The sequence below is a fragment of the Bacillus sp. CIS52 genome, from assembly GCF_053545315.1.
In genome coordinates, this window is record NZ_JBIUFR010000003.1 from 222807 (window position 1) to 248207 (window position 25401).

General features: G+C 45.8%; 33 protein-coding genes and 1 pseudogene. 24 read left to right on the plus strand and 10 right to left on the minus strand.

The window, feature by feature from the left end:
- Nucleotides 1-26: 26 nt before the first annotated feature.
- The 12 genes from ACH32G_RS14005 (at nt 27) to ACH32G_RS14060 (ending at nt 9470) form a co-directional block, all read left to right on the plus strand.
- Complete coding sequence (locus tag ACH32G_RS14005; RefSeq protein ID WP_016936650.1) at nt 27-806, plus strand: GNAT family N-acetyltransferase; 780 nt, start codon at nt 27-29, stop codon at nt 804-806.
- 76 nt (nt 807-882) lie between these two features.
- Nucleotides 883-1020, plus strand: coding sequence for a YjcZ family sporulation protein (locus ACH32G_RS14010; protein ID WP_016936649.1), 138 nt, complete (start codon nt 883-885; stop codon nt 1018-1020).
- Between the two features lie 171 nt (nt 1021-1191).
- Nucleotides 1192-1602: an AraC family transcriptional regulator gene (locus tag ACH32G_RS14015; RefSeq protein WP_316936458.1), complete on the plus strand. Its 411-nt coding sequence runs from the start codon at nt 1192-1194 to the stop codon at nt 1600-1602.
- Nucleotides 1603-1833: 231 nt separating this feature from the next.
- Nucleotides 1834-3165: an aspartate aminotransferase family protein gene (locus ACH32G_RS14020; protein WP_448814461.1), complete on the plus strand. Its 1332-nt coding sequence runs from the start codon at nt 1834-1836 to the stop codon at nt 3163-3165.
- Nucleotides 3166-3171: 6 nt separating this feature from the next.
- Nucleotides 3172-3861: a CoA transferase subunit A gene (locus tag ACH32G_RS14025; RefSeq protein WP_188154153.1), complete on the plus strand. Its 690-nt coding sequence runs from the start codon at nt 3172-3174 to the stop codon at nt 3859-3861.
- Nucleotides 3846-4541 carry a 3-oxoacid CoA-transferase subunit B gene (locus ACH32G_RS14030; protein WP_448814462.1) on the plus strand — a complete coding sequence of 232 codons (696 nt, stop codon included), beginning with the start codon at nt 3846-3848 and terminating at the stop codon, nt 4539-4541. Before ACH32G_RS14025 ends, ACH32G_RS14030 begins: the two co-directional genes overlap by 16 nt.
- Nucleotides 4513-5814 (plus strand): peptidase, encoded by a 1302-nt coding sequence (locus ACH32G_RS14035; protein WP_448814463.1) that lies wholly within the window; start codon nt 4513-4515, stop codon nt 5812-5814. The genes ACH32G_RS14030 and ACH32G_RS14035 overlap by 29 nt, the downstream gene beginning before the upstream one ends.
- Nucleotides 5792-6634, plus strand: coding sequence for a putative beta-lysine N-acetyltransferase (gene ablB / locus ACH32G_RS14040; RefSeq protein WP_448814483.1), 843 nt, complete (start codon nt 5792-5794; stop codon nt 6632-6634). The genes ACH32G_RS14035 and ablB overlap by 23 nt, the downstream gene beginning before the upstream one ends.
- 12 nt (nt 6635-6646) lie before the next feature.
- Nucleotides 6647-8068, plus strand: coding sequence for a lysine 2,3-aminomutase (gene kamA, locus ACH32G_RS14045; RefSeq protein ID WP_049628641.1), 1422 nt, complete (start codon nt 6647-6649; stop codon nt 8066-8068).
- Nucleotides 8065-8343 (plus strand): YokU family protein, encoded by a 279-nt coding sequence (locus tag ACH32G_RS14050; RefSeq protein WP_016936641.1) that lies wholly within the window; start codon nt 8065-8067, stop codon nt 8341-8343. The genes kamA and ACH32G_RS14050 overlap by 4 nt, the downstream gene beginning before the upstream one ends.
- A gap of 74 nt (nt 8344-8417) precedes the next feature.
- Nucleotides 8418-8642, plus strand: a complete 225-nt coding sequence (locus ACH32G_RS14055; protein WP_016936640.1) for a YozE family protein — start codon at nt 8418-8420, stop codon at nt 8640-8642.
- Nucleotides 8643-8789: 147 nt separating this feature from the next.
- Nucleotides 8790-9470 carry a hypothetical protein gene (locus tag ACH32G_RS14060; RefSeq protein WP_016936639.1) on the plus strand — a complete coding sequence of 227 codons (681 nt, stop codon included), beginning with the start codon at nt 8790-8792 and terminating at the stop codon, nt 9468-9470.
- Here ACH32G_RS14060 and ACH32G_RS14065 read toward each other — a convergent pair.
- Nucleotides 9467-9610, minus strand: a complete 144-nt coding sequence (locus tag ACH32G_RS14065; protein WP_014418137.1) for a hypothetical protein — start codon at nt 9608-9610, stop codon at nt 9467-9469. The genes ACH32G_RS14060 and ACH32G_RS14065 overlap by 4 nt on opposite strands.
- A 119-nt stretch (nt 9611-9729) precedes the next feature.
- Between ACH32G_RS14065 and ACH32G_RS14070 the strand changes: the two genes are divergently transcribed.
- The 3 genes from ACH32G_RS14070 (at nt 9730) to ACH32G_RS14080 (ending at nt 10969) form a co-directional block, all read left to right on the plus strand.
- On the plus strand, nt 9730-9903 hold the full coding sequence (locus ACH32G_RS14070) for a YozD family protein (RefSeq protein ID WP_013352563.1): 174 nt from the start codon (nt 9730-9732) through the stop codon (nt 9901-9903).
- A 74-nt stretch (nt 9904-9977) separates the two neighbouring features.
- Nucleotides 9978-10589: a phosphatase PAP2 family protein gene (locus tag ACH32G_RS14075; RefSeq protein ID WP_095241682.1), complete on the plus strand. Its 612-nt coding sequence runs from the start codon at nt 9978-9980 to the stop codon at nt 10587-10589.
- 59 nt (nt 10590-10648) lie between these two features.
- Nucleotides 10649-10969: a YodL domain-containing protein gene (locus tag ACH32G_RS14080; protein ID WP_064778110.1), complete on the plus strand. Its 321-nt coding sequence runs from the start codon at nt 10649-10651 to the stop codon at nt 10967-10969.
- Between the two features lie 40 nt (nt 10970-11009).
- Here the strand turns inward: ACH32G_RS14080 and ACH32G_RS14085 are convergent, their stop codons facing one another.
- Nucleotides 11010-11135: a hypothetical protein gene (locus ACH32G_RS14085; protein WP_003153701.1), complete on the minus strand. Its 126-nt coding sequence runs from the start codon at nt 11133-11135 to the stop codon at nt 11010-11012.
- Nucleotides 11136-11271: 136 nt separating this feature from the next.
- Here ACH32G_RS14085 and deoD point away from each other — a divergent pair, with 136 nt between their 5' ends.
- Both deoD and ACH32G_RS14095 read left to right on the plus strand, forming a co-directional pair.
- Nucleotides 11272-11970 (plus strand): purine-nucleoside phosphorylase, encoded by a 699-nt coding sequence (deoD, locus tag ACH32G_RS14090; protein WP_016936636.1) that lies wholly within the window; start codon nt 11272-11274, stop codon nt 11968-11970.
- Between the two features lie 83 nt (nt 11971-12053).
- On the plus strand, nt 12054-12872 hold the full coding sequence (locus ACH32G_RS14095) for a M15 family metallopeptidase (RefSeq protein WP_045926154.1): 819 nt from the start codon (nt 12054-12056) through the stop codon (nt 12870-12872).
- 47 nt (nt 12873-12919) lie between these two features.
- Here ACH32G_RS14095 and ACH32G_RS14100 read toward each other — a convergent pair whose 3' ends face one another.
- Both ACH32G_RS14100 and ACH32G_RS14105 read right to left on the minus strand, forming a co-directional pair.
- Nucleotides 12920-13174: a hypothetical protein gene (locus ACH32G_RS14100; RefSeq protein WP_016936634.1), complete on the minus strand. Its 255-nt coding sequence runs from the start codon at nt 13172-13174 to the stop codon at nt 12920-12922.
- 92 nt (nt 13175-13266) lie between these two features.
- The gene (locus ACH32G_RS14105) at nt 13267-13968 is read right to left on the minus strand and encodes a class I SAM-dependent methyltransferase (RefSeq protein ID WP_366970904.1); all 702 of its coding nucleotides are present in this window, start codon (nt 13966-13968) and stop codon (nt 13267-13269) included.
- A gap of 146 nt (nt 13969-14114) precedes the next feature.
- Here ACH32G_RS14105 and ctpA point away from each other — a divergent pair, with 146 nt between their 5' ends.
- On the plus strand, nt 14115-15521 hold the full coding sequence (gene ctpA, locus ACH32G_RS14110; protein ID WP_047474598.1) for a carboxy-terminal processing protease CtpA: 1407 nt from the start codon (nt 14115-14117) through the stop codon (nt 15519-15521).
- 54 nt (nt 15522-15575) lie between these two features.
- Here the strand turns inward: ctpA and ACH32G_RS14115 are convergent, their stop codons facing one another.
- Entirely contained in the window at nt 15576-16301 is a 726-nt protein-coding gene (locus tag ACH32G_RS14115; RefSeq protein WP_016936631.1) for a GntR family transcriptional regulator, read from the minus strand.
- Nucleotides 16302-16542: 241 nt separating this feature from the next.
- Here ACH32G_RS14115 and bglA point away from each other — a divergent pair, with 241 nt between their 5' ends.
- Entirely contained in the window at nt 16543-17985 is a 1443-nt protein-coding gene (gene bglA / locus ACH32G_RS14120; RefSeq protein WP_448814464.1) for a 6-phospho-beta-glucosidase BglA, read from the plus strand.
- A gap of 100 nt (nt 17986-18085) precedes the next feature.
- Entirely contained in the window at nt 18086-19564 is a 1479-nt protein-coding gene (locus ACH32G_RS14125; protein ID WP_448814465.1) for a glycoside hydrolase family 30 protein, read from the plus strand.
- Nucleotides 19565-19598: 34 nt separating this feature from the next.
- Here ACH32G_RS14125 and ACH32G_RS14130 read toward each other — a convergent pair whose 3' ends face one another.
- Nucleotides 19599-21089, minus strand: coding sequence for a sodium:solute symporter family protein (locus ACH32G_RS14130; protein ID WP_448814466.1), 1491 nt, complete (start codon nt 21087-21089; stop codon nt 19599-19601).
- Nucleotides 21089-21289: a DUF3311 domain-containing protein gene (locus ACH32G_RS14135; protein ID WP_003153716.1), complete on the minus strand. Its 201-nt coding sequence runs from the start codon at nt 21287-21289 to the stop codon at nt 21089-21091. The genes ACH32G_RS14130 and ACH32G_RS14135 overlap by 1 nt, the downstream gene beginning before the upstream one ends.
- Nucleotides 21290-21474: 185 nt before the next feature.
- On the opposite strand from ACH32G_RS14135, the gene ACH32G_RS14140 reads away from it, so the two are divergent.
- A complete protein-coding gene (locus ACH32G_RS14140) occupies nt 21475-22398 on the plus strand; it encodes a ring-cleaving dioxygenase (RefSeq protein WP_448814467.1) in 924 nt (307 codons plus the stop codon).
- A 2-nt stretch (nt 22399-22400) separates the two neighbouring features.
- Complete coding sequence (locus ACH32G_RS14145; RefSeq protein WP_049628636.1) at nt 22401-23003, plus strand: alpha/beta hydrolase; 603 nt, start codon at nt 22401-22403, stop codon at nt 23001-23003.
- Between the two features lie 44 nt (nt 23004-23047).
- Here the strand turns inward: ACH32G_RS14145 and ACH32G_RS14150 are convergent, their stop codons facing one another.
- On the minus strand, nt 23048-23656 hold the full coding sequence (locus tag ACH32G_RS14150; RefSeq protein ID WP_448814468.1) for a nitroreductase family protein: 609 nt from the start codon (nt 23654-23656) through the stop codon (nt 23048-23050).
- Between the two features lie 129 nt (nt 23657-23785).
- On the opposite strand from ACH32G_RS14150, the gene ACH32G_RS14155 reads away from it, so the two are divergent.
- Nucleotides 23786-24130: a winged helix-turn-helix transcriptional regulator gene (locus ACH32G_RS14155; protein WP_016936623.1), complete on the plus strand. Its 345-nt coding sequence runs from the start codon at nt 23786-23788 to the stop codon at nt 24128-24130.
- Between the two features lie 38 nt (nt 24131-24168).
- On the opposite strand, the pseudogene ACH32G_RS14160 reads toward ACH32G_RS14155, so the two are convergent.
- Nucleotides 24169-24504, minus strand: a pseudogene (locus ACH32G_RS14160) (hypothetical protein); the annotation flags it as partial.
- Between the two features lie 103 nt (nt 24505-24607).
- Here ACH32G_RS14160 and ACH32G_RS14165 point away from each other — a divergent pair.
- On the plus strand, nt 24608-24844 hold the full coding sequence (locus ACH32G_RS14165; RefSeq protein ID WP_049628635.1) for a hypothetical protein: 237 nt from the start codon (nt 24608-24610) through the stop codon (nt 24842-24844).
- 34 nt (nt 24845-24878) lie between these two features.
- Here ACH32G_RS14165 and ACH32G_RS14170 read toward each other — a convergent pair whose 3' ends face one another.
- Nucleotides 24879-25343 carry a hypothetical protein gene (locus ACH32G_RS14170; protein ID WP_016936621.1) on the minus strand — a complete coding sequence of 155 codons (465 nt, stop codon included), beginning with the start codon at nt 25341-25343 and terminating at the stop codon, nt 24879-24881.
- Nucleotides 25344-25401: the final 58 nt, after the last annotated feature.

Consider the following 25401-nt stretch of genomic DNA (forward strand, 5'->3'; position numbering starts at 1 on the left):
GATGTGTAAGGAAAAGGAGAGCTTTTATGACCGATCAATTTGCTAAAACCGAGAAACAATATATTGAGCTTACTTCCGGCATGCAGAGGTTCGAGCATTACACTGTGTATAGAGACCCTTTGCTGCCGCAGATTTTTTCACATAACTTTGTTCAGCTGCACCGTACATTTCCGTTAGACGGACTGCTTCCGTTTTTTGCGTCTGTTCCGAACATGCTTCAAACCAATTATATTCATGTGAAAGCGTCACCGGAGCACACATTTCCGCTTCTTCTGAAACAAACATTGGTAAAGCAGGGATACGTAGTGGAGGATGAACTGTTTTTTGCAAGGAAGCTGGAAAATGGGGACCGGCAGGCCGGACATCCTCTCACCGCTTGGGGAACGGAAAAAAGTCTTGCTGACGGGTCATCTATTATGAACATTTATGATGCCCTTTACATTGGCGAGGCGGCGGCCGAACAAAAGCTTGAGCGGAAATATCCTTTGTATAAGGACGGGACGGTTTTGCTTGTCGTGTGCTACAGCGATGCCTCCAGAACGATTCCGATCGGCTGCGGAGAGCTTTTCATCAACAAAGTGGATAAAACCGCCAAAATTGAAGAAGTTGCCATTCTGGATCAATTCCAGCGGAAAGGCTACGGGACGATATTGATGAACGAACTGATGGCTGCGGCGAAGCTGAACGGCATGGAAACCGTATACCTTGTGGCGTCCGGGATGGACGGTGTAAACCGCTTTTATGAGAAACTCGGCTTCAAAAGATTTCGGCGTGTGCATACAATTTTTCATTATTTTCTTACATAGATGGGCATTCGCATAAAACAATTGGGAGTTGGCCCGCATACAATGCCGTATATCGTAAGAAGAAAGGGTGATTCGTATGTACGGATACGGATATGGGGGATGCGGCAGTTATGGCTTTGGATACGGCGGCTGCGGAGGCGGAACCAGTACATTCGTGCTGATCGTGGTATTGTTTATTTTATTAATCATCGTCGGTGCGGCTTTTATTTGTTAGACTGAAAAAATCCTATCATGCAAATCAGCCTGCAGAGAACATCACTTTCTGCAGGCTTTTTGTTATGTTCATGTTGAAAGTCAGCTTGAAAAACATTTTAATACATATTACTTTTCTGAAGAAGGGGGCGAAAATGTGAAAATAACGATTGAAGAATGACCTGAATCAAGAATTGCTTATTTTCGAAACGTCGGGGAGTATGGGGGAAAGCAAAATAAAGAACTTATGGAGTCTTTTAAAAATTGGGCGCAATTGAATGGACTGCTTGATCATTCTGTCATTTTAGGAATTCCGCAAGATCATCCGAATCGTACGCCTCAAGAGAAATGCCGCTATGATGTTTGCGCTGTTATTCATCAAGATCATGTGCCTGAACCGGCTCGGATCGGTACATTTTCCGGAGGCAGGTACGCTGTTTTCTTGCTTGATCATACGAAAGAGGCAGTCAGTGGATTTTGGAAAACTGTTTTTTCAGAGATTGAAAAAAATAATCTAATCGTAAGAGAACAGCCCATTATCGAAAGGTACACCTTACAAAAGGTGAATGATCATTTGTGTGAAATATTGGTCCCCATACAGTAAAGAAGACGGGGATTTCCGCCTTCTGCTTATGCCGATTCCGATCAAAATGGCGGCGGTTTTGAGCTGAGCAGATAAATAGCAGAACTGAGAACGCTCTTCAGGCTGTCGGGACATCTCCGGCAGCCTGTTTTACAGAAAGGTAATTACTGCAAAAAAACTTTCTGAAGGATAAGAATGCCGTTATTCATCTGTTCATACAATGAAGCAAATGGGTTTTCGAGGTGGAAAGATATGGGGAGTTATTTAATCAAACCGGAGCTTGACGGGATCTATCCGACAGTCAGCCATGGAAAAGGATCATATGTGTATGATCTGGAGGGGAACAAGTATCTTGACGGGGCATCGGGAGCGGTCACTTGCAATATCGGCCACGGGACGGAGGAGATTATACAAGCTTTAAAAGAGCAGCTTGACTCCGTTTCGTTTGTGTATCGCTCGCAATTCACCAGTGCGCCGGCAGAGGAGCTGGCTTTATTTCTGGCTGATCATTTGCCGGGCGGGCTGAATTGGTCATTTTTTGTAAACAGCGGCTCAGAGGCAGTTGAAACAGCGATGAAAATGGCCGTTCAATATTGGCAGGAAAAAGGCCAATACCAAAAATCCGTCTTTTTATCAAGATGGGGCAGTTACCATGGAATAACTTTGGGAGCGCTTTCATTATCGGGGTTTTATGAACGGAGATACCGTTTCACCCAGCTGCTTGAACGGTTTCCTGCCGTTTCAGCGCCGAATATGTACCGTTCAGAGCTGCAGGGAGAGGAATTTGTAAAAGCTGCGGCAGAGGAGCTGGAAACGGCTGTTAAACGGATAGGCGCCTCATTTATCGCCGGTTTTGTCGCAGAACCGATTGTCGGAGCAGCCGGGGCTGCCATCACTCCGCCGGCAGGCTACTATGAAGCACTTGAGGATGTCTGCCGCAAGCACCGTATTTTGTTTATCGCGGATGAAGTCATGACGGGGCTCGGAAGAACAGGACGGATGCTTGCTTTTGAGCATTGGGGAATCGTGCCTGATATCGCGGTGCTTGGAAAAGGGTTAGGTGCCGGTTACGCTCCGATTGCGGCAGCCGTTGCCTCTGATGACATTATTGAAACGATCAAGCGGGGATCCGGGGTCATTATGAGCGGGCATACGTACAGCGCCAATCCATACTGTGCAAGAGCGGCGCTTGAGGTGCTTCGCTATGTCAAGAAACACGGGCTGCTTCAGCAGGCAGAGGAAAAAGGCGCAATACTGAGGCAGAAATTAGAACAAATCAAAGAGTGCAGCGGGGTGATCGGGGATGTCCGCGGAAAAGGCCTTCTGATCGGGGTGGAGTTCGTCAAAGATAAAACGACAAAGGAAGTTTTTCCGAAAAAACAGGCGTTTACAGAAAAAATGATAACAGAAGCAAAAAAACGGGGGCTGCTGATTTACCCTGCAAAGCCCGGCATTGACAGCGGCGAAGGAGATGCCGTCATCATCGCGCCGCCGTTGACGGCTTCCCATGCTGAGCTGGATGAACTGTCAGATCTATTTTCACTAGCTGCAGAAGAAGCAGAAAAAATGATGAAGAGGGATTGAACTGACATGTCTATTTTTCATAAAAAAATCGATATACATGAAGCCATTGCCGATGTCAAGGACGAATCTGTCATCATGTTCGGCGGTTTCGGGGGTGTGGGGTCTCCTCCGTCATTAATTGAAGCGATTTTAGAAAGCGGCGTTAAAGAGCTGACCGTCATCTGCAACGATGCCGGCTTTCCGGAAATCGGTATCGGCCCGCTTATCGTTCATAAACGGGTGAAACGGCTGATCGCTTCCCATATCGGTTCAAACCCTGTAGCGGGCAGACAAATGACTGACGGAACGCTGGAGGTGGAATTTTCGCCTCAAGGGACGCTTGCCGAACGGATTCGCGCAGGCGGAGCCGGGCTTGGCGGTATTTTAACGGATATCGGGATTGATAACGCCATCGTTTGCGAGAACAAAGAAACCGTAACGATTGACGGAAAGCCCTATTTAGTTGAAAAAGCACTGACGGCTGATTTTGCTTTTGTGTCGGCACATACTGCTGATGAATTCGGGAATCTGACATATGACAAAACGGCGCGCAACATGAATCCTCTGATGGCGGCTGCGGCTGAGAGAACCTTTGCTGAGGCGTCAGAGATTGTGCAGACCGGCGAACTTGACAGCGAGCATATTGTAACACCGGGCGTTTTTGTGGAGGGTGTCGTGCAAAGTGAAGGAGTGAAATGGAAATGGGCTTGGGAATAGCGGAAAGAGAGAGTATCGCAAGGCGGGCCGCCAGTGAAATTACCTCAGGCATGATTGTCAACCTGGGGATCGGCATTCCTTCTTTAGTGCCGAACTTTCTGCCGGCCGGCATGGAGGTGATGCTGCAGGCGGAAAACGGCGTTCTTGGGATAGGAGGAAGTCCCGAGCCCGGAGCAGAAGATGAACTCTTATGCAATGCCGCCGGATTTCCCGTCAGCACGGTAAAGGGAGCCTCATATTTTGATTCAGCTCTGTCTTTTGCCATGATCAGAAAAGGGCTGATTGATATTACCATTTTAGGCGCATTACAGGTCAGCCGGACAGGTGATCTCGCCAACTGGCTCGTCCCGGGGAAAAAAGTGCCGGGAATGGGCGGGGCAATGGAGCTTGCCCAAGGTGCGAAAAAAGTGGTTGTCGTCATGAGGCACACCGATCAGAAAGGCCGGCCGAAATTAGTCGAAACCTGTTCATTGCCGCTTACGGCCTCGGGCTGTGCAGACCTCATTATTACAGAGAAAGCCGTCATCAGCATAAAGGAAGGGACTTTTGTTCTTGAGGAACTGCTGAATGGTTCGACGATAGACGATGTCATCCAAACGACGGATGCCGAAATCAGATTGGGAGAATGTTTTCTGAAAAGGGGGCCTGTCCATGGAGCAATTAGAAAAGAAAATTACTGAGTGGGCGGAAGAAAATGCGGCAAAAGCGGTAAGTCTGCTGAAACGGCTGATCGGAGAAAAAAGCACGTTCGGACATGAATTTAACGCACAGGCAGTCGTTTTAGAAAAACTGAGACAGTTTGACATGGATATTGATGTGTGGGAACCGAATGTCAAACAATTGAAAGAGCATCCTTATTTTGTATCCGAACGCAAAGACTTTCATGAAAGCCCGAATATCACCGCCGTAAAGAAAGGAGCCGGCGGCGGAAGATCACTGATACTGAACGGACATATTGATGTTGTCCCGGAAGGAAATCCCGCCGCATGGACGTATGAACCGTTTACCGCTGTTGAAAAGGATGGCAAAATTTACGGCCGCGGTTCAACGGATATGAAAGGCGGCAATACAGCTCTCTTGTTTGCATTAGAAGCGCTTGAAGCCTGCGGGGTTACGTTAAAGGGAGATGTTCTGTTTCAAAGTGTCGTAGATGAAGAGTGCGGCGGCGCAGGAACGCTTTCGGCGGTTATGAGAGGCTATAAGGCTGACGGGGCGCTTATTCCGGAACCGACTAATTTAAAACTGTTTGTGAAGCAGCAAGGGTCTATGTGGTTCCGCATTACGGTAAGAGGATTGTCCGCACACGGCGGCACTCGCTATGAAGGGGTGAGCGCGATTGAAAAAAGCCTGCATGTCATCACAGCACTTAAAGAGCTGGAACACGTCCGCAACGCCCGCATCACTGACCCGCTCTACCGGGATGTTCCGATTCCGGTTCCCATTAATATCGGCACCGTCCAAGGCGGAACGTGGCCATCTTCGGTCGCTGACCGTGTCGTGATAGAAGGCAGGTGCGGGATAGCTCCGGATGAAACGCCTGAAGCCGTAAAAGAAGAGCTCGCAAGCTGGCTCAAAGATTTGGAGTACCGGGATGAGTGGTTTAAACATCATCCGGCGGAAGTTGAATGGTTTGGAGCTCAGTGGCTTCCGAACGATCTCCCGGATGACCATCCGCTGATTTCCGCTTTGGAATCATCTTTTGAGAAAATGAAAGGGGAAAAACCGATACGTGAAGCGTCTCCGTGGGGAACGGACGGGGGGCTTTTGCATCATGCGGGGCAGACGCCGGTCATTGTTTTCGGGCCGGGAGAAGTCAAAGCGGCGCACCAGGCAAATGAATATATTGAAGTCCGGGCGTTAATTGATGCCGTCAAAATCATTTCTCTTTTTATGATGGAATGGTGCGGGGTGGCAGATGGGGGTGGCAAAGCTGATAAAGGAACTGAGGGCTGAAAGCGGATCGGCCGAGATTGATGCAGACCGTTTCAACGAGCGGATCAGGGTCATTCGTTATGACGGGCAGCCCGAGGCGCTTATTCCGGCTGTTTTGGCAGAAGCGAAGCAAGAAGGGGCCCAAAAGGTGATTTTCTTTGCCAAGCGCGGTGATGAGCCGGAACTTGTCAAGCATCTCTTTATTCATGAGGGGGTTATAGACGGATATTACAATGGGCATGAGGCTGCTGTGATGGTGCGTTATTTATCAGAGAAACGGAGACAGTCAGATTCATATGTATCGGAAGATTCGACTGTTGACCGTTTATATGAAACACAACGGCGGAAACTGACCGAGACAGAAAGCAAGCTCATATTCAGAAAAGCGGATGAAGATGATGCAGACCGCTTATCGCACTTATATAAACATGTTTTTCTCACCTATCCGACTCCCGTCTTTAACCCCCTTTATATAAAAAAAACAATGAGAGAAAACACCATCTATTATGCAGCCTTCGATCAGGAACGTCTTATCGGCGCGGCAAGCGCGGATCTCAATCCCGTATTGGGGCACGCTGAAATGACCGATTGCGCAGTTCTGTCAGATTACAGAGGAAATTCCGTAACGGCACACCTGTTTAAAGCCTTGGAGCAGGAACTTTCGGGCCGGGGAATCATTCATCTTTTTTCCTTGGCCCGTGCAGCCTCTTACGGGATGAATGCCGTTTTGTATCATGCGGGATACGGCTACAGAGGCAGGCTTGTGAACAACTGCCGGATTTCAGAAGGGCTCGAAAATATGAATATATGGTGCAAGACATTACGTTTCAGCCATTCATAAGGAGGAATTCGTTTGACAAATAAGTGGTTTCAGCCGAAGCGTCATTGGAAGGAGATTGAATTATGGAAGGATGTGCCGGAAGAAAAGTGGAATGATTGGCTGTGGCAGCTCACTCATACTGTAAGAACCGTCGATGACCTGAAAAAAGTCATTCATTTGACCGAAGAGGAAGAAGAAGGCGTCAGAATGTCTGTAAAAACGATTCCTCTGAACATTACGCCTTATTATGCTTCCTTAATGGATCCCGATAACCCGAGATGTCCGATCCGTATGCAGTCCGTGCCGCTGTCAGAAGAAATGCACAAAACGAAATATGACCTCGAAGATCCGCTGTTTGAAGATGAAGATTCGCCGGTGCCCGGCCTTACGCACCGCTATCCCGACCGCGTTCTTTTTCTCGTGACAAACCAATGCTCGATGTACTGCCGGTATTGCACCAGAAGGCGCTTTTCCGGGCAGATCGGGATGGGCGTGCCGAAAAAACAGCTTGATGCGGCGATCGCTTATATTCGGGAAACGCCTGAAATACGTGACTGTCTCATTTCCGGCGGTGACGGGCTTTTAATTAACGATCAGATTCTCGAATATATTTTGAAAAACCTTCGCGACATTCCTCACCTCGAAATTATCCGGATCGGAACGAGAGCGCCTGTCGTTTTTCCGCAGCGGATAACGGATAACCTTTGTCAGATTCTGAAAAAATATCATCCGGTCTGGCTGAACACTCATTTTAATACGAGCATCGAGCTGACGGAAGAATCGGTTGAGGCGTGTGAAAAGCTTGTCAACGCAGGTGTTCCGGTCGGAAACCAGGCCGTTATTTTGGCGGGCATTAACGATTCGGTGCCGATTATGAAAAAGCTCATGCATGATTTAGTGAAAATCCGCGTCCGCCCGTACTATATTTATCAATGTGATTTGTCAGAGGGAATCGGCCATTTCAGAGCGCCTGTGTCAAAAGGGCTGGAAATCATTGAAGGGCTGAGAGGCCATACAACTGGCTTTGCCGTGCCGACTTTTGTCGTCGATGCCCCGGGCGGAGGCGGAAAAATTGCCCTGCAGCCGAACTATTTGCTCTCCCAAAGTCCGGAGAAAGTTGTGATCAGAAACTTTGAAGGGGTGATTACATCTTATCCCGAACCGGAAAACTATATCCCGAATCAAGCCGACGACTATTTTGAATCTGTTTTTCCGGGAACGATGGCAAAACGCGAACCGGTCGGACTAAGCGCTATTTTCGCGGATAAAGAGGTCTCTTTCACACCGGAAAATGTATCGAGAATCAGCAGGAGGAAAGCGTTTACGTCTAACCCTGATCATGAAACGCTGAAAGACCGGAGGGAAAAGAGAGATGAATTAAAAGAAAAGAAATTTATAGCACAGCAGAAGAAAGAGCAAAAAGAAGGCTCGGAAGTCGGAGGTGAATCGCCGTGAAGCCATGCGAGTGGTGCGGCAATCAGAAGGCGTCAGCTTGTCAGTCGGCTGTATACTGGGAGCTTCCTGACGGTACGAGGGCCATAGAAATTACAGACACACCCGCGTTCGCTTGTTCTTCCTGCGGGATGACGTATCAGGAGGAAGCGGTCATAGGCGAAATCGAAAATCAGCTTTTTTTAGTCGACGCCAAAAAATTACCGGAAACACTCACATATCAAGAGCTGATGCAGACAGAACGGATATTGAAACGGAATTATTTTGACTTCTCCTAGTCTTCTTTTGTTGTAATTTCACTTTTGAAATGTATAATAGTACAACAAAAGACAGTCATCAGGAGGGGAAACCCATGAAATCCTTTTACCACTATTTAATGAAATACAGGCATCCTAAGCCGCAGGACGCAATCAGCCGATTTGCGAATCAGGCATATGAAGACCATGGCTTTCCGAAAACGTCAAGCGATTATCATGAGCTCAGTTCGTATTTAGAACTGAGCGCCGATTATTTAGAAACGATGTCGACATTTGATGAGGCTTGGGAAAAATATGAGACCGAGGTGCATCACGCCTGACGAAAAACCGCACATGACATTGTGCGGTTTTTTTGACATGTTGAACAGGTGCAGAAATGGATATTTCCTGTGGTTTTCATGCCCATGCGAAATAATGACGGCCGGCATACGATAGCGTATGACAGTCCGCGGCAAGGGGGAGACAGCATGAAGCCAAATAAACCGAAATTTCAAGTGGGAGATATCGTGGTCGTCGTGATGTACGGAACCGTCGGCACCATTACGAAGGTTCATCAAATTGATAAACATTATCTTTACGAAGTCAATCATAATGAAGTGCTTTATTTTGAATCGTCTATCCAGCTTTATAAAGATTATGAGGGCGTAATTGTTGATATGGAAAAATTGGATATTGAATATGAGTTTCTGATCGGCGACGTCGTATATGTAAAGGACTACGGAAAAGAATTATTCCGTATCATCGGTCACAGAACTGAAATATGGAGATATTTAGAGGATGGCTGGGAGGATATTATTTATGAGCTGACTCGGCTGAAAGACGGAGAGTGGCTTGAAACGGAGGAAGAGGATCTCACGCTGGTTCTGAGAAAATATGAAATGGATCAGTTTGTGCATCAGCTGCTGTTTGTCCACTATGTTGGGGAAGCATCTCATGAGATCGGCGAGGATACCGCCGCGTCCGCTCTTCTTCAGTTTGAAGGCGATGCTGATGATCTTGATACTCTGCATGTGCTGGCGGTATCGATTGTAGATGAGCTCCTTGATATTTATAACGATTATAAGATTCTTTATGATATGTTCGGTGACGAAGAATATAAAGATATGATGAATTTTGTGCTGGAAAGCCTGCGGGAGCATTTCAGCTAGCCGGCAAAAAAACGGACGGTGACATATAAAAACCAGGGCAGACAGCCGGCAAAGATTACAAATGACATTCCTTTCAGCACTTTTTCCAATACGATATCAAATCCATCTCCGTCCAAAAAAGCCATCATTTTCGTCATCATCTTTTCTCCCTCCGGGGGCTTGTTTTTTAAAAAGTATATGAGCGGACAAAGCGTTTAGAACTTTCGGGTATAATTTGAAGGTTTTTTTCATAAAACATAAAAAAGGAGGCGGTGTTTGCATGAAAGAAATAGATCTTGTGATTGACACAGAAGAGATAGCCGATTTTTTTTACAGTCAGCTTGCTATGCGCGGGTACATACCGAGTGAAGAGGAGATCTTTGAAATAGCCGACATCACCTTTGATTATTTATTAGAAAAATGTATGATAGACGAAGAGCTTGATGAAGACTGAAACTGCGGAACCGAAGTGAAAAAAGCTTCGGTTTTTTCAATCGGCTCGGGAGAATGAAAAATGGGGGGAAAACGTTGTACAAGCCAGCAGGTCTTTTCGCATTGTTTATTCTGCTCGCAGCAGCCATCCGGATCGATGCTGTCCGGGTTTTTGACGAGAGGGTGATAGAAGCGGCGGTCAGGATCAGGGCTGCCTGGCTGAATGAATTGATGTTATGGATAACAGAGCTCGGCACGACTGCGGTGCTTTTACCGCTTCTTCTTTTGACGGGAGCGGCCCTGTATATGTACAAAAAAACGCCTGATGTTGTGTTTTTGCCGCTTCTCTTCCTCATTGAACGAATAATAAACATAAAAATAAAAGAATTGATCGAAAGAGCCAGACCCGCTTTTGAGCCGCTCGTCCATGAAACCTCATACAGCTTTCCGAGCGGCCACTCCATGAATTCGGCAGTGATGTATCCCGTCATCGCCTACTTTTTAATCAAGCACGTTTCTTTCTTCACGAAAAGAAAGCGGGCCGTCTCCGTTTTTACCGGAGTTCTCGTCATCCTGATCGGGCTCAGCAGAATTTATTTAGGCGCGCATTTTCCGACGGATGTTCTTGCCGGATTCAGTCTCGGACTTTGCCTCGTCTCTCTATTTGCGCTCTTTGACGAAAAGTATCACCCTTTTCGACAAAAATAGAGACAGGAAAAATGAGAAAAAACGCTAATACTATTAAGAAATAAGAGGGAGGGATCTTGATGCTGTTATCGCTGCCCGTGTTTAAAAAAAAGACTTGTGCCTATGATGTGACGATTTTTCAAACACCCCGCTACGGCGAGAAAAAGGGATACAGGGTCGTCTATCGGACAGAGCTGGCCGCTGACAATCATCAAGACGCACTGGAAAGGGCATTTTCTGTTTTTAATGTGCCTGATACGGTTCCAAACGACTATCGAGCCAGATTCATAGCGACCGGAGATGTCATACTCATAGACGAAGGAAGAAAAGGAAAGACCTATTACAGGCTTAACCCTGCGGGATGGAGCAAAATCAACCGTTTGCTCGTCCAGCCGAGGTAAGACGGAGCCGGCTGAATGTTCAGCCGGCTTCCGTTTTGTTTTAAGGCTTCCGTTTAGCAGCGGAATGCTCTTTTCCATGCGCTTCATCAGCCGCAATCACGTCTGAAACGGGTACGTGATTGTTCTTTTTCTGGCCGGTCACCCGGTTGCGCTGTTTTTTGCCCATTTATGCTCACTCCTTTTCCTTAGGCTGTCATCCCGCATATTCTGCCCAAGATCGCTCTGATCAATGCTGATGATTGTCTCTTACCGTTATTCAGTGTACAATGGGTGGGAGTTTGAATAGGCAGGAGGAAATGGAAATGAGTGTACATATAAACGCAGAAAAAGGTCAGATTGCGGATACAGTGCTTTTGCCGGGAGATCCGCTGAGAGCGAAATTTATTGCGGAAACTTACCTTGAAAATGTGGAATGCTATAATGAAGTCAGAGGAATGTACGGATTTACGGGTACATATAACGGTAAAAAAATATCAGTGCAAGGCACCGGCATGGGTGTTCCGTCTATCTCTATATATGTGAATGAACTGATTCAAAGCTATGATGTTCAAAATCTGATCAGAGTCGGTTCATGCGGAGCCATCCGTAATGACGTGAAGGTGCGCGACGTGATTTTGGCTATGACGTCTTCAACCGATTCACAGATGAATCGTGTCGCTTTCGGAAGTGTGGATTATGCGCCTTGCGCAGATTTCGACCTTCTTCATAAAGCGTACCAGGAAGCGCAAAAAAATAACCTTTCTGTAGCCGTCGGAAGCGTATTCACCGCCGATCAGTTTTACAATGAAGACTCGCAAATTGAAAAGCTTGCGAGATACGGCGTCCTCGGCGTAGAAATGGAAACGACTGCTTTATATACGCTTGCCGCAAAATACGGCAAAAAAGCGCTGTCTATCCTGACTGTAAGCGATCACGTGTTAACGGGAGAAGAGACAACCGCAGAAGAGCGTCAAACGACTTTTCATGATATGATAAAACTGGCGCTGCATACTGTATCGTAAACTTGAGATGAGGGTCATGCTGATAAAAGCAGCCCTCTTCTTTATGCACCGCTCTGATTCGAAAAAAGAAAGGTAAGGGTAAAATGAAGAAATCCACTAAATGGTTCTCGCTTGCTGCTGCTCTCAGCGTAACCGCAATCGTGGGCACCGGCTGCAGCATTTCAGGCGGCGACAGCCATAAGGACACAAAAACAACGGCTCAAACAAAACAATCAGATGACACATCAAGCAAAAAAACAACGAAGACAGAAGACAGCGATTTTGTATTGGAGAGCAAATATTTTAATGACATTAAAGAAGTGAACGGGCTTGAAACCATTCAAAACCCGACAAATACACTTGCGCTCGTGAATAAGACATACACGCTGCCGGGAGATTATAAACCGGAGGATCTCGTCATCCCGAAAGTTGAATTTTCTTTCACTGAGAAAATTGAGAAACGATATATCCGCAAACCTGCCGCCGATGCTTTGGCGGAATTGTTCAACGCGGGGAAAAAAGAAGGCTATGACCTGGTTGCGGTTTCAGGATACCGCTCTTATGACAGACAAAAAGTGATTTTCGATAATGAAGTCAGTCTGAAAGGTGAAAAGAAAGCGAAAGAAGCCGTCGCATACCCCGGGCAAAGCGAACACCAGACGGGGCTTGCCATGGATATTTCCAGCAAAAGCAACGGATATGAGCTGAATGAAGCGTTCGGAAACACGGCTGACGGCAAATGGGTGAAAGACCATGCGTATGAATACGGCTTTATCATCCGCTATCCTAAAGGCAAAGAAAATGTAACAAAGTATGAGTATGAACCATGGCATTTGCGTTATGTAGGCAAAAAAGCGGCAAAAGCCATCCATGACCATCAGTTAACACTTGAAGAATATTTTAATGAAGTAAAGAAAGTATAATAAGAAAAAGCCCGCTTTTAAAAAATAAATGTAGCGGGCTTTCTTTATTACCAGAAGAGCAAACCTCCAAGCGCAAATCCGGTAATTAAACCAAGGCCGATACCGTAGGCTGCTCCCCAGCCTCCCCAGCCTCCTCCCCAATAACCGAATCCGTACCCTCTGTGACGGCCGCCGACAGGGGCGATATACACTTTACTTTTTGTCACCCGTACGATTCTTCCGACGTGGACTCTGCCGTTTCGTTCTGTAATTCTTGCTACTTTTCCATGGTGCTGCCGGCAAAGATGATAATAGTTTTGCATCTTTTCTCCTCCTATCCAACCTATCTTTCTATGTCAGCTTATGATAGAGTGCGTAAAAAAGGTTGGACGAAAACAGGAGGACAATCGCCGTTTTACTTGTAAGCGACAAAAGCGCAGTGTCCCATATATTCACCGTACTTCTGCATAAGTTCGTAATGAGCCGTCAGCGTATCGTAGTGAATCGGCTGGATAACGGGCGATAAATCCATTTCTGTAGTCGGTTCCTGCGCATTGTTTTCATAGAAAGCGGGAATGAAATCCGCTTTTTGAAAGCCTTGCTGAAGCAATCTCTGCTTCCATGCCGCTTCATCCTGCAATACGGTAAAACCGTAGAAATCTTTTAACTGCGTGACAGCGTTTTCCGGCAGGGGTTTTTTCAAAGCTGCCTCAATGCCAATCAGCATGCCCCCGGGTTTAAGGACCCGCAGTATTTCAGACAGCGATGAATCAAGCTTTGAAAAGGTGAGAACTGATTCAGAGAGAACGGCAGAAAACTGATTTTCAGTAAACGGAAGCCGCTCAAGCTCCGCCAAATAGCTTTGAATGGTTAAGCCTTCAGCGGCAAATCGCTTTGCTGCCTTTTCAAGCATAAGGGGATCCTTATCAACACAGGTGACGGGATACAGCAGGTGGCTGAGATAAGCGGCCGTCTGTCCCGTTCCGCAGCCGGCGTCAAGGATCGGCTCGCCAGGAGGAGGAGCCGCTTTTGCGAGAACGGCTTTAGAAAAAGCGAGTCCGCCGGGGTGAGCCCCTCCGACTCCGAATAAGGACAGCATTTCTAAATATTTGCTCAAAGTCCGAATCCTCCTTTCTTCCTCAGCATATGTTGGGAGAAAAGCATAGGTTTGGGTAAACGGGAAAGAAGGGCGCCTCACGTTTGAAGTTGACGAATGAGCGTTCGTCTATGATAATAATGTAAGAATAAAAAGGTGGTGTTTTCTTGAAGCGGCAATTTAAACTGTTTTTTATCATATTGATCACTGCGGTCGCAGCCTCGGCGCTTACGCTGTTTATTACGGGCAATACGACCATTTTCGGACAAGGCTCGGCTGCTTTGACGAACAGCAAATTTGAGAAATTCAATAAAGCCTATGAGCAGATTAAAAGTGATTACTATCAAAAAACAGATGACAGCAAATTAGTAGACGGAGCGATAAAAGGCATGATCAGTTCCCTGGATGATCCGTATTCTTCTTATATGGACCCTCAGGAAGGAAAGTCATTTGAAGAAACAATTTCCGCTTCGTTTGAAGGTATCGGCGCACAAGTGGAAGAAAAGGACGGCAGCATTCTGATCGTATCGCCGATCAAAGGATCTCCTGCGGAAAAAGCGGGGATTAAACCGAATGATCAGATCTTGAAGGTTGACGGCAAAAGCGTCAAAGGCCTGAATGTAAACGAAGCCGTCGCGTTAATCCGCGGCAAAAAAGGGACAAGCGTCAAGCTTGTGCTGCACAGAGCGGGTGTCGGCGATCTGAACCTGTCGATCAAACGTGACACCATTCCGGTTGAAACGGTGTACTCTGAAATGAAAAAAGGAGACATCGGCGAAATCCAAATCACGTCTTTCTCCGAATCGACGGCAAAAGAGCTGAATTCAGCCATTGACAAACTCGAAAAACAAGGAGCGAAAGGATACATTCTGGATTTAAGAGGCAACCCGGGCGGCCTGATGGATGAAGCCATCAAAATGAGCAACATGTTTATCGATAAAGGGAAAAATATTATGCAGGTCGAATACAAAGACGGCACGAAAGAGGTCATGAAAGCAACGAAAGAGCGAAAAGTGACAAAACCGACAGTCGTCCTCGTCAATGACGGCACCGCGAGCGCAGCGGAAATCATGTCAGCTGCGCTGCATGAATCATCGGGCATTCCGCTGATCGGAGAGAAAACGTTCGGAAAAGGGACCGTTCAGACGGCAAAGGATTACAGCGACGGTTCAACCGTTAAACTGACAATCGCAAAATGGCTGACAGCGGACGGAGAATGGATTCATAAAAAAGGCATCAAACCGCAATATCAGGTTAAGCTGCCTGATTATGCGAACCTGCCGTTTTTAGATGCGAAAAAAACGTACAAATACGGGGATTCCGGAACGGACGTCACCAATGCGCAAAAAATGCTGAAAGCGCTGGGATACAGCGTGAATGTAAACGGCACATATGACAAAGCATTTGAACAGGCCGTCAAACAATTTCAGGCAAAAGAGAAACTGAAAGAAACAGGCATTTTAACAGGAGACACAACGGCAAAATTGATGACAGATCTGCAAAAACAGCTTTCAGACAACGATACACAAATGAAAAAAGCCGTTGAAACATTAAATCAGAACATGAAGAAGTAAAAAAACACCCAGTGCGTCTGTCACGCATTGGGTGTTTTCTGTTTGCAATCCTGCTTACGTCGTTTCCTGTTCAAAAAGGTAGCTGTTCGCCTGAATGAAAAACTGCGATTGTTCATAGTGATAGGTGACTTTTGAAAAGTCGAACGGCTGGCCGTTGGTTAAATGAAAAATCGTTTCAACGCAAAGTTTAGGCGCTCCTGTAAACAGTCCTAAGTACTCCGCTTCTTCTTCATTTAACATCCCCGCATACAAATATAGATCCGAAAAACCGCGCTTCAATCCGAGACCTTCCCTAATATAATCAAATATTGATTCTGATACGATCTCTTTATTCAAATACGGAATAATCGATTTGTTATAAAATGATTCCTCGATACATAATGTCTTCCCGTCAATATACCGGATACGTTTGACATAATACACCTCGCCGTCAGACGGCATATTCAGATTTTGCGCAGCCTCAGGTGTGGGCTTTCTCACTTCCAGCGCCAATAATTTGGAGGTGACATTAAAATCTTCAAGCGATTCTTTAAATCCCTGATTAGAAAGCAGGCTGATATACCCTTTTCTTTTATTCCGCCTGACAAAAATGCCGCTTCCTCTGACTTGAAACACAATTCCCTTTTTTTCTAATAGATCCAAGGACTTTGTGATCGTGCTTTTGCTCACGTTAAACTGGGTCATTAAGGTTTGCAGCACAGGAAGTTTATCCCCTTGCTGAAGCTGATGCTCTTCTATGTATTTTTCAATATCCATCGCGATTTGCTGGTATTTTAACATATACATTCCTCATTCATTTATTGTCCCGCTTCTTTCAGAATTATAGCATAATCGTTTTGAAAAGCCATTTTGTGAAATAAATATGATTGTTTATGCATTGATAAATTGTACCGGTACAATTATAATGTTAATGTATAATGAGAAAACTGACTTTTCATGTAAATGCAAAGCATTCTTCCAATCTTGCAAAGCGGATCTATTCGGCGTAACAAGCGGCGGTCAAAAAAGGAGGACATGAATGATGGGAACATTGCCAAAAGACTTTTTATGGGGAGGCGCTCTAGCCGCCCATCAATTTGAAGGGGGCTGGAACAAAGGCGGTAAAGGGCCGAGTGTAGTGGACGTTATGACGGCGGGCGCGCATGGTGTGCCCCGGAAAATAACTGAAACAATTGAAGAGCGGGAATTTTACCCGAATCATGAAGCCATAGATTTTTATCATCGTTATAAAGAGGACATCGCATTATTCAGCGAGCTGGGACTGAAATGTTTAAGAACCTCTATCGGCTGGAGCAGAATTTTTCCTAAAGGTGATGAAACGGAGCCTAACGAGGAAGGATTGGCTTTTTACGACCGGGTGTTTGATGAATTGCTGAAGTATGGGATTGAACCGGTGATTACGTTGTCGCATTTTGAGATGCCGCTGCATTTGGCGAGGGAATACGGGGGTTTCAGAAGCAGAAAAACAATCGGCTTTTTTGTAAAGTTCGCTGAAGTGTGTTTTGAACGCTATAAACATAAAGTGAAGTATTGGATGACGTTTAACGAAATCAACAACAAGATGGATGTGAATAATCCGATCTTTTTATGGACGAACTCAGGTGTCGCCGTCAAAGAAAACGAAAACGCAAAAGAAGTCATGTACCAGGCCGGCCACCACGAATTGCTGGCAAGTGCATTGGCTGTTTCAAAGGGAAAGGAAATCAACCCCGATTTCAGGATCGGAGCGATGGTATCACATGTCCCGATTTATCCTTACTCATCCAATCCGGAAGATGTGATGCTGGCTGAGGAAACGATGAGGCAGCGCTTTTTCTTCCCGGATGTGCAGGTTCGCGGATATTATCCGAGTTATGCATTAAAAGAGTTTGAAAGAGAGGGCTACCGGATTCGCTTTGAAGACGGTGATGAAGAGATTTTGAAAAACGGCAGGGTGGATTATCTCGGATTCAGTTATTACATGTCCACTACCGTAAAAAGTGACGTGATAAACGATAATACCGGGGATGTCGTAAACGGAGGATTGCCAAACGGTGTGGAAAATCCCTATATTACAGCGAGTGATTGGGGCTGGGCGATTGACCCGACCGGTTTACGGTACACATTAAACCGCTTATACGACCGCTATCAGATTCCGTTATTTATCGTGGAAAACGGATTCGGCGCTATTGACACGTTAGAAGAGGACGGTTCAATCCATGACACAGCGAGAATTGAATATTTAGCGTCACATATAAAAGCTTTGGAAAAAGCGGTCACATATGATGGTGTGGATGTAATGGGGTATACACCATGGGGAATTATCGATATCGTATCATTTACAACCGGTGAAATGAAAAAACGCTACGGTATGATTTATGTTGATCGGGATAATGAAGGCAATGGGTCAATGAAGCGATTCAAGAAAGACTCATTTGAATGGTATAAAAAAGTGATTGAAACAAACGGCTCATATGTATTCTAAAGGTGTATGTTAAAAGAGAAGGCTTCACAAACTGTGTGAAGCCTTCTGTTTATCAGTATATTTGAAAGCGCATTCATAAACCAGGAAGGGAATGATGATAATGTTTTTTAAAAAAGGTCTGTCCATTACGGTTGTTTTTCTTTTGCTTTCCTTTCTATTTTCAAGCAGCTTGGAAACCGAAGCACATGCGGCTGATCGGAATGCTCCGGACAAAAATAAAGTCAGGGTGTGGTACAGCTCGGAAAAAGATCCGGCTTCCCGTACGTGGTATGACGGGCCGCTAGAAGTGAATTATGCCTTAGACGAACAAACACCCCTGACATTGACAAAAAAGAAGCCTTCTGACTCCGCTGCCGTGTATATTGATCCATCGCACCGTTATCAAAGTGTGTTAGGCATAGGATCATCTTTGGAAGAATCGACCATCCATAATTTATCGAAAATGTCTCCCGGAAAAAGAAAAGAAGTGTTAAAAAAACTGGTTGATCCCAATGAAGGCATCGGCATGGACGTCATGCGCATAACGATAGGGACATCAGATTTTACGGCACAGGAATTTTACACATATGACGATATGCCTGAGGGCCAAAAAGATCCACAACTCAAAAATTTCTCGATTCAAAAGGATATTGATTTACACATTACATCAACAATCAAAGAAGCGCTGGCGATCAATCCGAAGCTGAAAATCATTGCCTCACCGTGGAGCCCGCCGGCATGGATGAAAACGAATGAAAACCTCAAAAGGGGAAAGCTGAAAGATCAATATATTGGTGAGCTGGCCGTTTACTTCCGCAAATTTATTGAAGCATACGAAAAGCAGGGAATCCCGATTTATGCGATGACCCTTCAAAATGAACCTTTGCTGGAAATCGACTATCCGAGCATGTACATGCCGCCGTCTCAGCAGCGCAAACTGGCGATAGCCGTGAAAAAAGAATTGAAAAAACACGTAATTGACACGAAAATTTGGATTTATGATCACAATGCAAGCGGGGCGTGGAACTATATTCCGCCGATTTTAGATGATAAAAAAGGAAATCAGGCGGCAGACGGCATTGCTTTCCATGATTATGACGGAGACCTTTCCGTTATGTCGGAAATCGGAAGAAGGTACCCCGATAAATCCATTCACTTAACGGAGCGGTCCGTCTGGGGGACGGCAGGGGCGGACCGGATCGCGCAGTATTTCCGCAATGGCGCGTCCAGCTACAATGCGTGGGTGACGATGCTCGACAGTCAAATCAAGACGCACCATTGGATAGGCACCCCGGACCCGACGCTGTTTATTCAGGATGCTAAAAACCCTGACCGCTATTGGAATATCCCGATCTATCATATGACGGGCAATTTTTCAAAATTTGTCGAGCGCGGAGCCAAACGGATAGAAAGTAATTACGGCTCCAAAAACACCGTCACGAATGTCTCGTTCCTTAATCCAGATCAATCTATTGTGACAGTCGTCATCAACCAGTCATCCGCTGACCAAAAATTCCACATTGTTTCAGGGAACCGGCAGTTCGAAGCCGTCATCCCGGCAAAAACCGTCGCCACCTACAAATGGCAGCACAAAAAGTAAAAAAGCCGGCACATCAATGTGCCGGCTTTTTTTGTTAAGTGCCTTTTTGATTCAGTTTATCAGAGGGCGTTTTTTTGAATAAACCGTCTTTGACGGCGTTTGAAGCCGCTTTTTTTACAAAAAACGGGTTAAGGATAATAACGGCTGCCATGTTAGCGGTCAAACCCCAAAAGCCTTCATATATACCGTGGGCGGATTGGGTGATATTTACGGTGAATGTCACGATAAGACCGACGAGAAGGCCGATAATTGTCGCTTCTTTCGTTTGATTCTTCCAAAACAGACTGACGGCGATCGCCGGAAAGATCTGCACCATGCCGGAAACGCCGAGAAGCTGAAGCGTAACGAGCGCAGTCGGGAACAGCATGCCGAATAAAAGCGCGAGCCCGATGACGACAAATACCATTGAACGGGTGATCATCGTCAGCTTGTTTGGTGACACATTCGGGTGAATCAAATCCCGATATAAGTTATTCGCAAATAAGTTTGATGCTCCGATCGCCATAATAGAGCAGGGAATCAAAGACGCAAGAGCGATCGTGGAATAAGCAAAGCCTTGGGCGACCCCGCCGTATGACGTTTGAATCAGCTTCAATAAAGCGAGCCGCGGATTAGTATCTTCCGGCAGGACAAGAAATGCGATAAAGCCGAGAAAAATAACAAGAATCAAAACAATATTATAAAGCGGAAGAAACATGCTGTTTTTGCGGACGGCATCCGCGCTTTTAGCCGTGAATACACCAGTTGCCGCATGCGCCCACATAAAGAGCGCCAAGGCAGATACGATGGAAGCGGTGATAAACCAAGGAATTCCTTTCGGCCCCGAGTCTGGGATCGTCAGCATTTGCGGCGCTTTTTCCGCCAAGGTGTGAATCATCGGCGTCCACCCGTGAAAATGGATCAGCGGGAGCGACACGACCATAAACAGCATAATCACCCACACCAGAATGTCTTTAATAATTGCCGTAAACGTCGGTCCTTTAATTCCGCTGAAAAAGGTATACAGCGCTACAAGAATAAAGGAGATGATAACGACCATATTAACATTAATGACACCCGTTCCGGCCACCTGAAGCGTATCCTGAATGCCGCTCAGCTGGAGACAGATATAAGGAATGAGCATAAGAACGCCGACAATGGCGACAAGACTGGCCAAAAGCTTACTGTCAAAGCGCTCACGGGCGTAATCGGCAAGCGTCGTTAATTTATGGATTTTTGCCACTTTCCACAGCTTCGGCAGAAAGAAATAAGCAATAAAATACGCCAAAACAGAATACGGAATTGCAAAAAAAGCTACGCTTCCCCCTGTGTAGGCGGTGCTTGTCAAGCCTAAAAACGTATAAGCCGTATAGAGGTCCGCGCCGACTAAAAACCAGACGAGCAGCCCGCCGAACCGTCTGCCCCCCACAGACCATTCTTCAACAGAAGTGCGTGATGATTTGTCTCTCCCGGCTATAAAGCCGATGCAGACAACGGTTAAAACGATGACGGCTGTAATGATCAATGCTGTTATATTTGCGGGCATCAGTCCAGTCCTCCTTGTTTCTTCTGCAGTCTATAAATAAGAAACGAACATAATGGAGTGACTGCGATCCATAAAAGCAGCCAGAAATGAAAAAACGGCAGCCCGATGATGATCGGATGAACCCGATTAGCGACTGACAAAAGAGCCAGCTGGCTGAAAGGGATTAAAATAAGAACGAAAATTAGTGCTTTTCTGACCATTTACTTTCCTCCTGAAACCTGATAATGCTCCTTATCATAGCAGTTGTCAGATAAGATCACAAGATATTTTTCAGAAAAAAAAGAATTCTATTACTTTTTTAACCGAAACACTTTAGTTGCAACTTCATTCATAGTAAATTAGAATGGTTAATATCTCGAAGTCAAGATATTTAGGAGTGAATACAATGAATACTCAAGGATTGCACCATGTTACCGCATTTGCGAAAGATCCTGCTGAAAATCTGCGGTTTTATACTGAAGTATTAGGCTTGCGGCTCGTTAAAAAAACCGTTAATTTTGATGACCCGGCCACATATCATTTTTATTTCGGCAACCAAAACGGAGAACCCGGCACGATTATTACATTTTTCCCTTTTCAGGGCAGCCGCCCGGGCACCGTGGGAAAAGGGCAGGCCGGAAGAATTTATTTCTCTGTGCCGAAAGGAGCACTCGCGTTTTGGCAGCGCCGGCTTGAAGAAAACGGCATACCTGTAAAAGAGCAGACTATGCATTCTGAACAAGTGCTTCTCTTTGATGATACAGAAGACCTGCCGCTTGCCATAATGGAAGATGAAAGAAGCGGACAGAGTGAATGGACTCCTGCGGGCATTACTGAAAAAGAAGCGATTACAGGCATGAGGGGTGTTCTGCTGTACTCGTACCGTCCTGAAGCAACCATTCAATTTCTAATGGAACGCTTCGGCTATTCAAAGACAGGGGAAGAAAATCAGATTGTCAGACTGCAATCGAAGGCACGGATCGGACATATCATTGATGTTGACCTTGCACCGAAAGAAGCAGGTGTCGGCGGTTACGGGACAGTTCATCATGTCGCTTTCCGCACCACTAAAAAAGAGCAGGCGGAATGGAAGAATATTCTTACTGATTCTCATCTTGCTTCATCTGACATTCTTGACAGATCTTACTTTACATCAATCTATTTCAGAGAAAGCGGCGGCATTTTATTTGAAATGGCAACCGATGAACCGGGATTTATGACGGATGAATCCTTTGAAAATCTCGGTACAGAGCTGAAACTTCCGGAATGGCTGGAAGAGCACCGCGGTCAAATAACCGCTATTCTTCCCAAAATGGAGAAAGGAGAATGATGATGAAACATGTATTTGAACAAGGAACGTCAGAAAATGTTTTGCTGCTTTTGCACGGAACGGGGGGAAATGAACACGATCTTCTGTCGCTCGGACGTTTTATCGATCCGAAAGCAAGCTTGCTCGGGGTCAGAGGATCAGTGCTTGAAAACGGCATGCCCCGTTTTTTTAAGCGGCTGAAAGAAGGCGTATTTGACGAGGAAGATTTAATTGAACGGACGGAAGAATTAAAGAATTTTATTGATGAAGCGGCGCAAATGTACGGATTCAGCAGAGAAAACGTGATTGCTGCCGGCTATTCAAACGGCGCCAACATTGCGGCAAGTCTTTTGTTTCATTATAAAGACGTACTGAAAGGGGCGGTTCTTCATCATCCGATGGTGCCGATTCGCGGAGTGAAGCTCCCTGATATGGCAGGGCTGCCTGTTTTTATCGGTGCAGGGAAGCGGGATCCGCTTTGTACAAAAGAAGAATCGGAGGAGCTTTATCAATATCTGACTGCTGCTGGTGCATCCGTTTCTCTTGTTTGGCAGGAGGGCGGCCATCAGCTCACACAGCAGGAAGCCGAGCAGGCACGAACCTGGTACAGTGAGCGATTCCTATAAAAAAACCCTTAGTCTGCTTAAGCGGACTAAGGGTTTTTTTCATCTTACAGCCAAGTTGACACTTGTGATACAGGGATCCGGTTGCTTTTGTGCGCAGGCTTAACGGCTTTACCGATTGAAATCAGCATGACGGGAACGAAACGTTCGCTCACGTCGAATTCCTTCACGAATTGCTCTTTATTGAATCCGCCGATCGCGCAAGTGTCATAGCCTTTAGCTTTAGCAGCAATCATCAGCTGCATCGCCGCTAAAGAAGCGTTTAAAAATGCTGAATCACGGGCAAACTGTTCATTTTGGTATGCACCGTTAATCTGGCTTAACAGCGTCTGTTTGATTTCTTCTGTAATATTGCCTTGCTCAGCCAGTTCAGCATAAACGTCTTCACCATTTTCGTTTGCTTTTAAGTCGCCTAATACGGCAATGACAGCTGAAGATTCAATAATCTGTTTTTGATTAAAGGCAAGCGGAAGCAGGGCAGCTTTTGCCTCATCACTGTGGAATACTTGGAAATGCCAATGCTGAAGGTTCCAGGCGGAAGGGGCTTGCGTTGTAATGTCCAGAAGTTCTGTTAATTCCTCTTTTGTAATGACCGCATCTTTATCGTATTCTTTAACGGATGCGCGTTCTTTCAAAACGTCTAATACGGATGTCATCTTGTTTCCTCCTTCGGATAAACGTGTTATTATAATAGAAAAGTTAGAAGCTTACTAAATGTAACTTGAGAACTAATTTTAATGGATTACAGAAAACTTGTCAATTCATAGATGAAGGGATGAACTCACATGGGATATACAATGTGTCCTAAAATGGAATCCGCTTTTTCTCTTTTGGGAAAGCGCTGGAACGGTCTCATTATCCATGTACTGATAGACGGGCCGAAACGTTTTAAAGATATGACCGAAACCATACCGACGATCAGCCAAAAAATGCTCGCGGAGCGGCTCAAAGAGCTGGAACAAAATGAGATCGTCGAGCGCCAGGTGCTGCCTGAAACGCCTGTCAAAGTCATTTATAAGCTGACTGATAAAGGCATGGCCCTGCAAGCCGTTTTTCAGGAAATGCAAAAATGGGCAGACAGTTTTTGCGAGCCCGGGGGGCCTGTCAAAGACGAATCATGTCATGAATAACAAAGGCTGCCCAAGGCAGCCTTTTCTTAATGAAATAGTCAATCTTTGTCAAAACCATTGATGTCAAAATTGCTCAGATCGAGATTTAAGCCTTTTAATTGCCTCAATAAAGCATCGAATGTAAGGGAATGACCATTTTTACATTCCGCCGGAACATCATCTGGAGAAAATAATCTCATCCCTCTTTCAATCCACTGTTTCCGGTACAATTGAAATGTCGCTTCAAGTAAATGATCAGGCGTTACAATAAACCCTAATCTTACATCATGGTCCTCACTGTAGCCGAACTCAAACCCGCAGCAGGAGCAAATATCAAATGTTTTATGATATACGCCATTGCAAACAGGACTTTCCTCTAATCCTTTAAATCCGCATTACAACTCACTAACCAACATCCATCACTTTTATCTATCGCCCAATCAATTTCCGCACTTTATGAATACCTTTAAGAATAAGCAGACATAAAGGAGGAAAAACATGTACCCTCGTCATGCGTTGTATCGCGGGAATTTCGGACCTGCCGGATTTCCGGTGAGAAGTCCTTTTTTGTTCGGCGCTCCTTTATTCGGCGGATTTTTAGGCGGTCTTCTAGGAGGCGTGATTGCCACAGGTTTTACGAGACCCCGGTATCCGTACGGTTTCGCCGGTTACGGATACGGAGGCCCATATGGCGGTTTCGGGCCGGGAGTCGGCGGTTACCCGCCATTTTATTAAAGAAAAAACGGCCTGCATCACGCGGGCCGTTTTTTTATCTTAAAATCTCCACTTCCGATAAATTGTAGTCTTCCAGTTTTGAAAACATGACTTCAATCATCCCGTCTTTATAGACTGCCTTTGTTCCTTTCCGTTTGACGAGGCTCGGAAGAACAATTTCTTTTTTTCCTTCCGCCAGACTGCTGTTCTCTACCACGAGGCTGTGTGACGTATGCTTAATCCTAATCCGGTCGAGTTCATCCTGCTCAGCGGGAATTTTCGCAAAAACATGATCGGATGTTTCAAACAGGTCAATTTCCGGCTTGGGCGGTTCTGCTTCGACCGGCTCGGCCTTTTGGGACATCGGGTCGCGAAAAGGGAACTGCCCGGCATAACCGGCGCCGAATACACTTTCCATTACTCGGTTGACATATGTCTCCACATCTTTCGGATCTGCATTTTTAAACGTTTCTTTAGAGAACTGATTTTGGAAGGGAAAATATCTGTTCCAATCAAACACGGCATCTCACCCTTTCTTAACGGACAACATAGTATATGCCCGCCGTAACCTTCCCGTG

Coding starts and splice junctions, on each gene's coding strand:
- ACH32G_RS14130 (WP_448814466.1), bottom strand. CDS start 21,089: ATGCCCGCAAATATAACAGCATTGATCATTACAGCCGTCATCGTTTTA.
- ACH32G_RS14085 (WP_003153701.1), bottom strand. CDS start 11,135: ATGGGCAAAAAACAGCGCAACCGGGTGACCGGCCAGAAAAAGAACAAT.
- ACH32G_RS14070 (WP_013352563.1), top strand. CDS start 9,730: ATGAAAGAAATAGATCTTGTGATTGACACAGAAGAGATAGCCGATTTT.
- ACH32G_RS14020 (WP_448814461.1), top strand. CDS start 1,834: ATGGGGAGTTATTTAATCAAACCGGAGCTTGACGGGATCTATCCGACA.
- ACH32G_RS14150 (WP_448814468.1), bottom strand. CDS start 23,656: ATGACATCCGTATTAGACGTTTTGAAAGAACGCGCATCCGTTAAAGAA.
- ACH32G_RS14135 (WP_003153716.1), bottom strand. CDS start 21,289: ATGGTCAGAAAAGCACTAATTTTCGTTCTTATTTTAATCCCTTTCAGC.
- ACH32G_RS14145 (WP_049628636.1), top strand. CDS start 22,401: ATGAAACATGTATTTGAACAAGGAACGTCAGAAAATGTTTTGCTGCTT.
- ACH32G_RS14080 (WP_064778110.1), top strand. CDS start 10,649: ATGCTGTTATCGCTGCCCGTGTTTAAAAAAAAGACTTGTGCCTATGAT.
- ACH32G_RS14025 (WP_188154153.1), top strand. CDS start 3,172: ATGTCTATTTTTCATAAAAAAATCGATATACATGAAGCCATTGCCGAT.
- ACH32G_RS14155 (WP_016936623.1), top strand. CDS start 23,786: ATGGGATATACAATGTGTCCTAAAATGGAATCCGCTTTTTCTCTTTTG.
- ACH32G_RS14095 (WP_045926154.1), top strand. CDS start 12,054: ATGAAGAAATCCACTAAATGGTTCTCGCTTGCTGCTGCTCTCAGCGTA.
- ACH32G_RS14055 (WP_016936640.1), top strand. CDS start 8,418: ATGAAATCCTTTTACCACTATTTAATGAAATACAGGCATCCTAAGCCG.
- ACH32G_RS14100 (WP_016936634.1), bottom strand. CDS start 13,174: ATGCAAAACTATTATCATCTTTGCCGGCAGCACCATGGAAAAGTAGCA.
- ACH32G_RS14010 (WP_016936649.1), top strand. CDS start 883: ATGTACGGATACGGATATGGGGGATGCGGCAGTTATGGCTTTGGATAC.
- ACH32G_RS14115 (WP_016936631.1), bottom strand. CDS start 16,301: ATGTTAAAATACCAGCAAATCGCGATGGATATTGAAAAATACATAGAA.
- ACH32G_RS14140 (WP_448814467.1), top strand. CDS start 21,475: ATGAATACTCAAGGATTGCACCATGTTACCGCATTTGCGAAAGATCCT.
- ACH32G_RS14065 (WP_014418137.1), bottom strand. CDS start 9,610: ATGATGACGAAAATGATGGCTTTTTTGGACGGAGATGGATTTGATATC.
- deoD (WP_016936636.1), top strand. CDS start 11,272: ATGAGTGTACATATAAACGCAGAAAAAGGTCAGATTGCGGATACAGTG.
- ACH32G_RS14005 (WP_016936650.1), top strand. CDS start 27: ATGACCGATCAATTTGCTAAAACCGAGAAACAATATATTGAGCTTACT.
- ACH32G_RS14035 (WP_448814463.1), top strand. CDS start 4,513: ATGGAGCAATTAGAAAAGAAAATTACTGAGTGGGCGGAAGAAAATGCG.
- ACH32G_RS14165 (WP_049628635.1), top strand. CDS start 24,608: ATGTACCCTCGTCATGCGTTGTATCGCGGGAATTTCGGACCTGCCGGA.
- bglA (WP_448814464.1), top strand. CDS start 16,543: ATGGGAACATTGCCAAAAGACTTTTTATGGGGAGGCGCTCTAGCCGCC.
- ACH32G_RS14060 (WP_016936639.1), top strand. CDS start 8,790: ATGAAGCCAAATAAACCGAAATTTCAAGTGGGAGATATCGTGGTCGTC.
- ACH32G_RS14125 (WP_448814465.1), top strand. CDS start 18,086: ATGTTTTTTAAAAAAGGTCTGTCCATTACGGTTGTTTTTCTTTTGCTT.
- ACH32G_RS14030 (WP_448814462.1), top strand. CDS start 3,846: ATGGGCTTGGGAATAGCGGAAAGAGAGAGTATCGCAAGGCGGGCCGCC.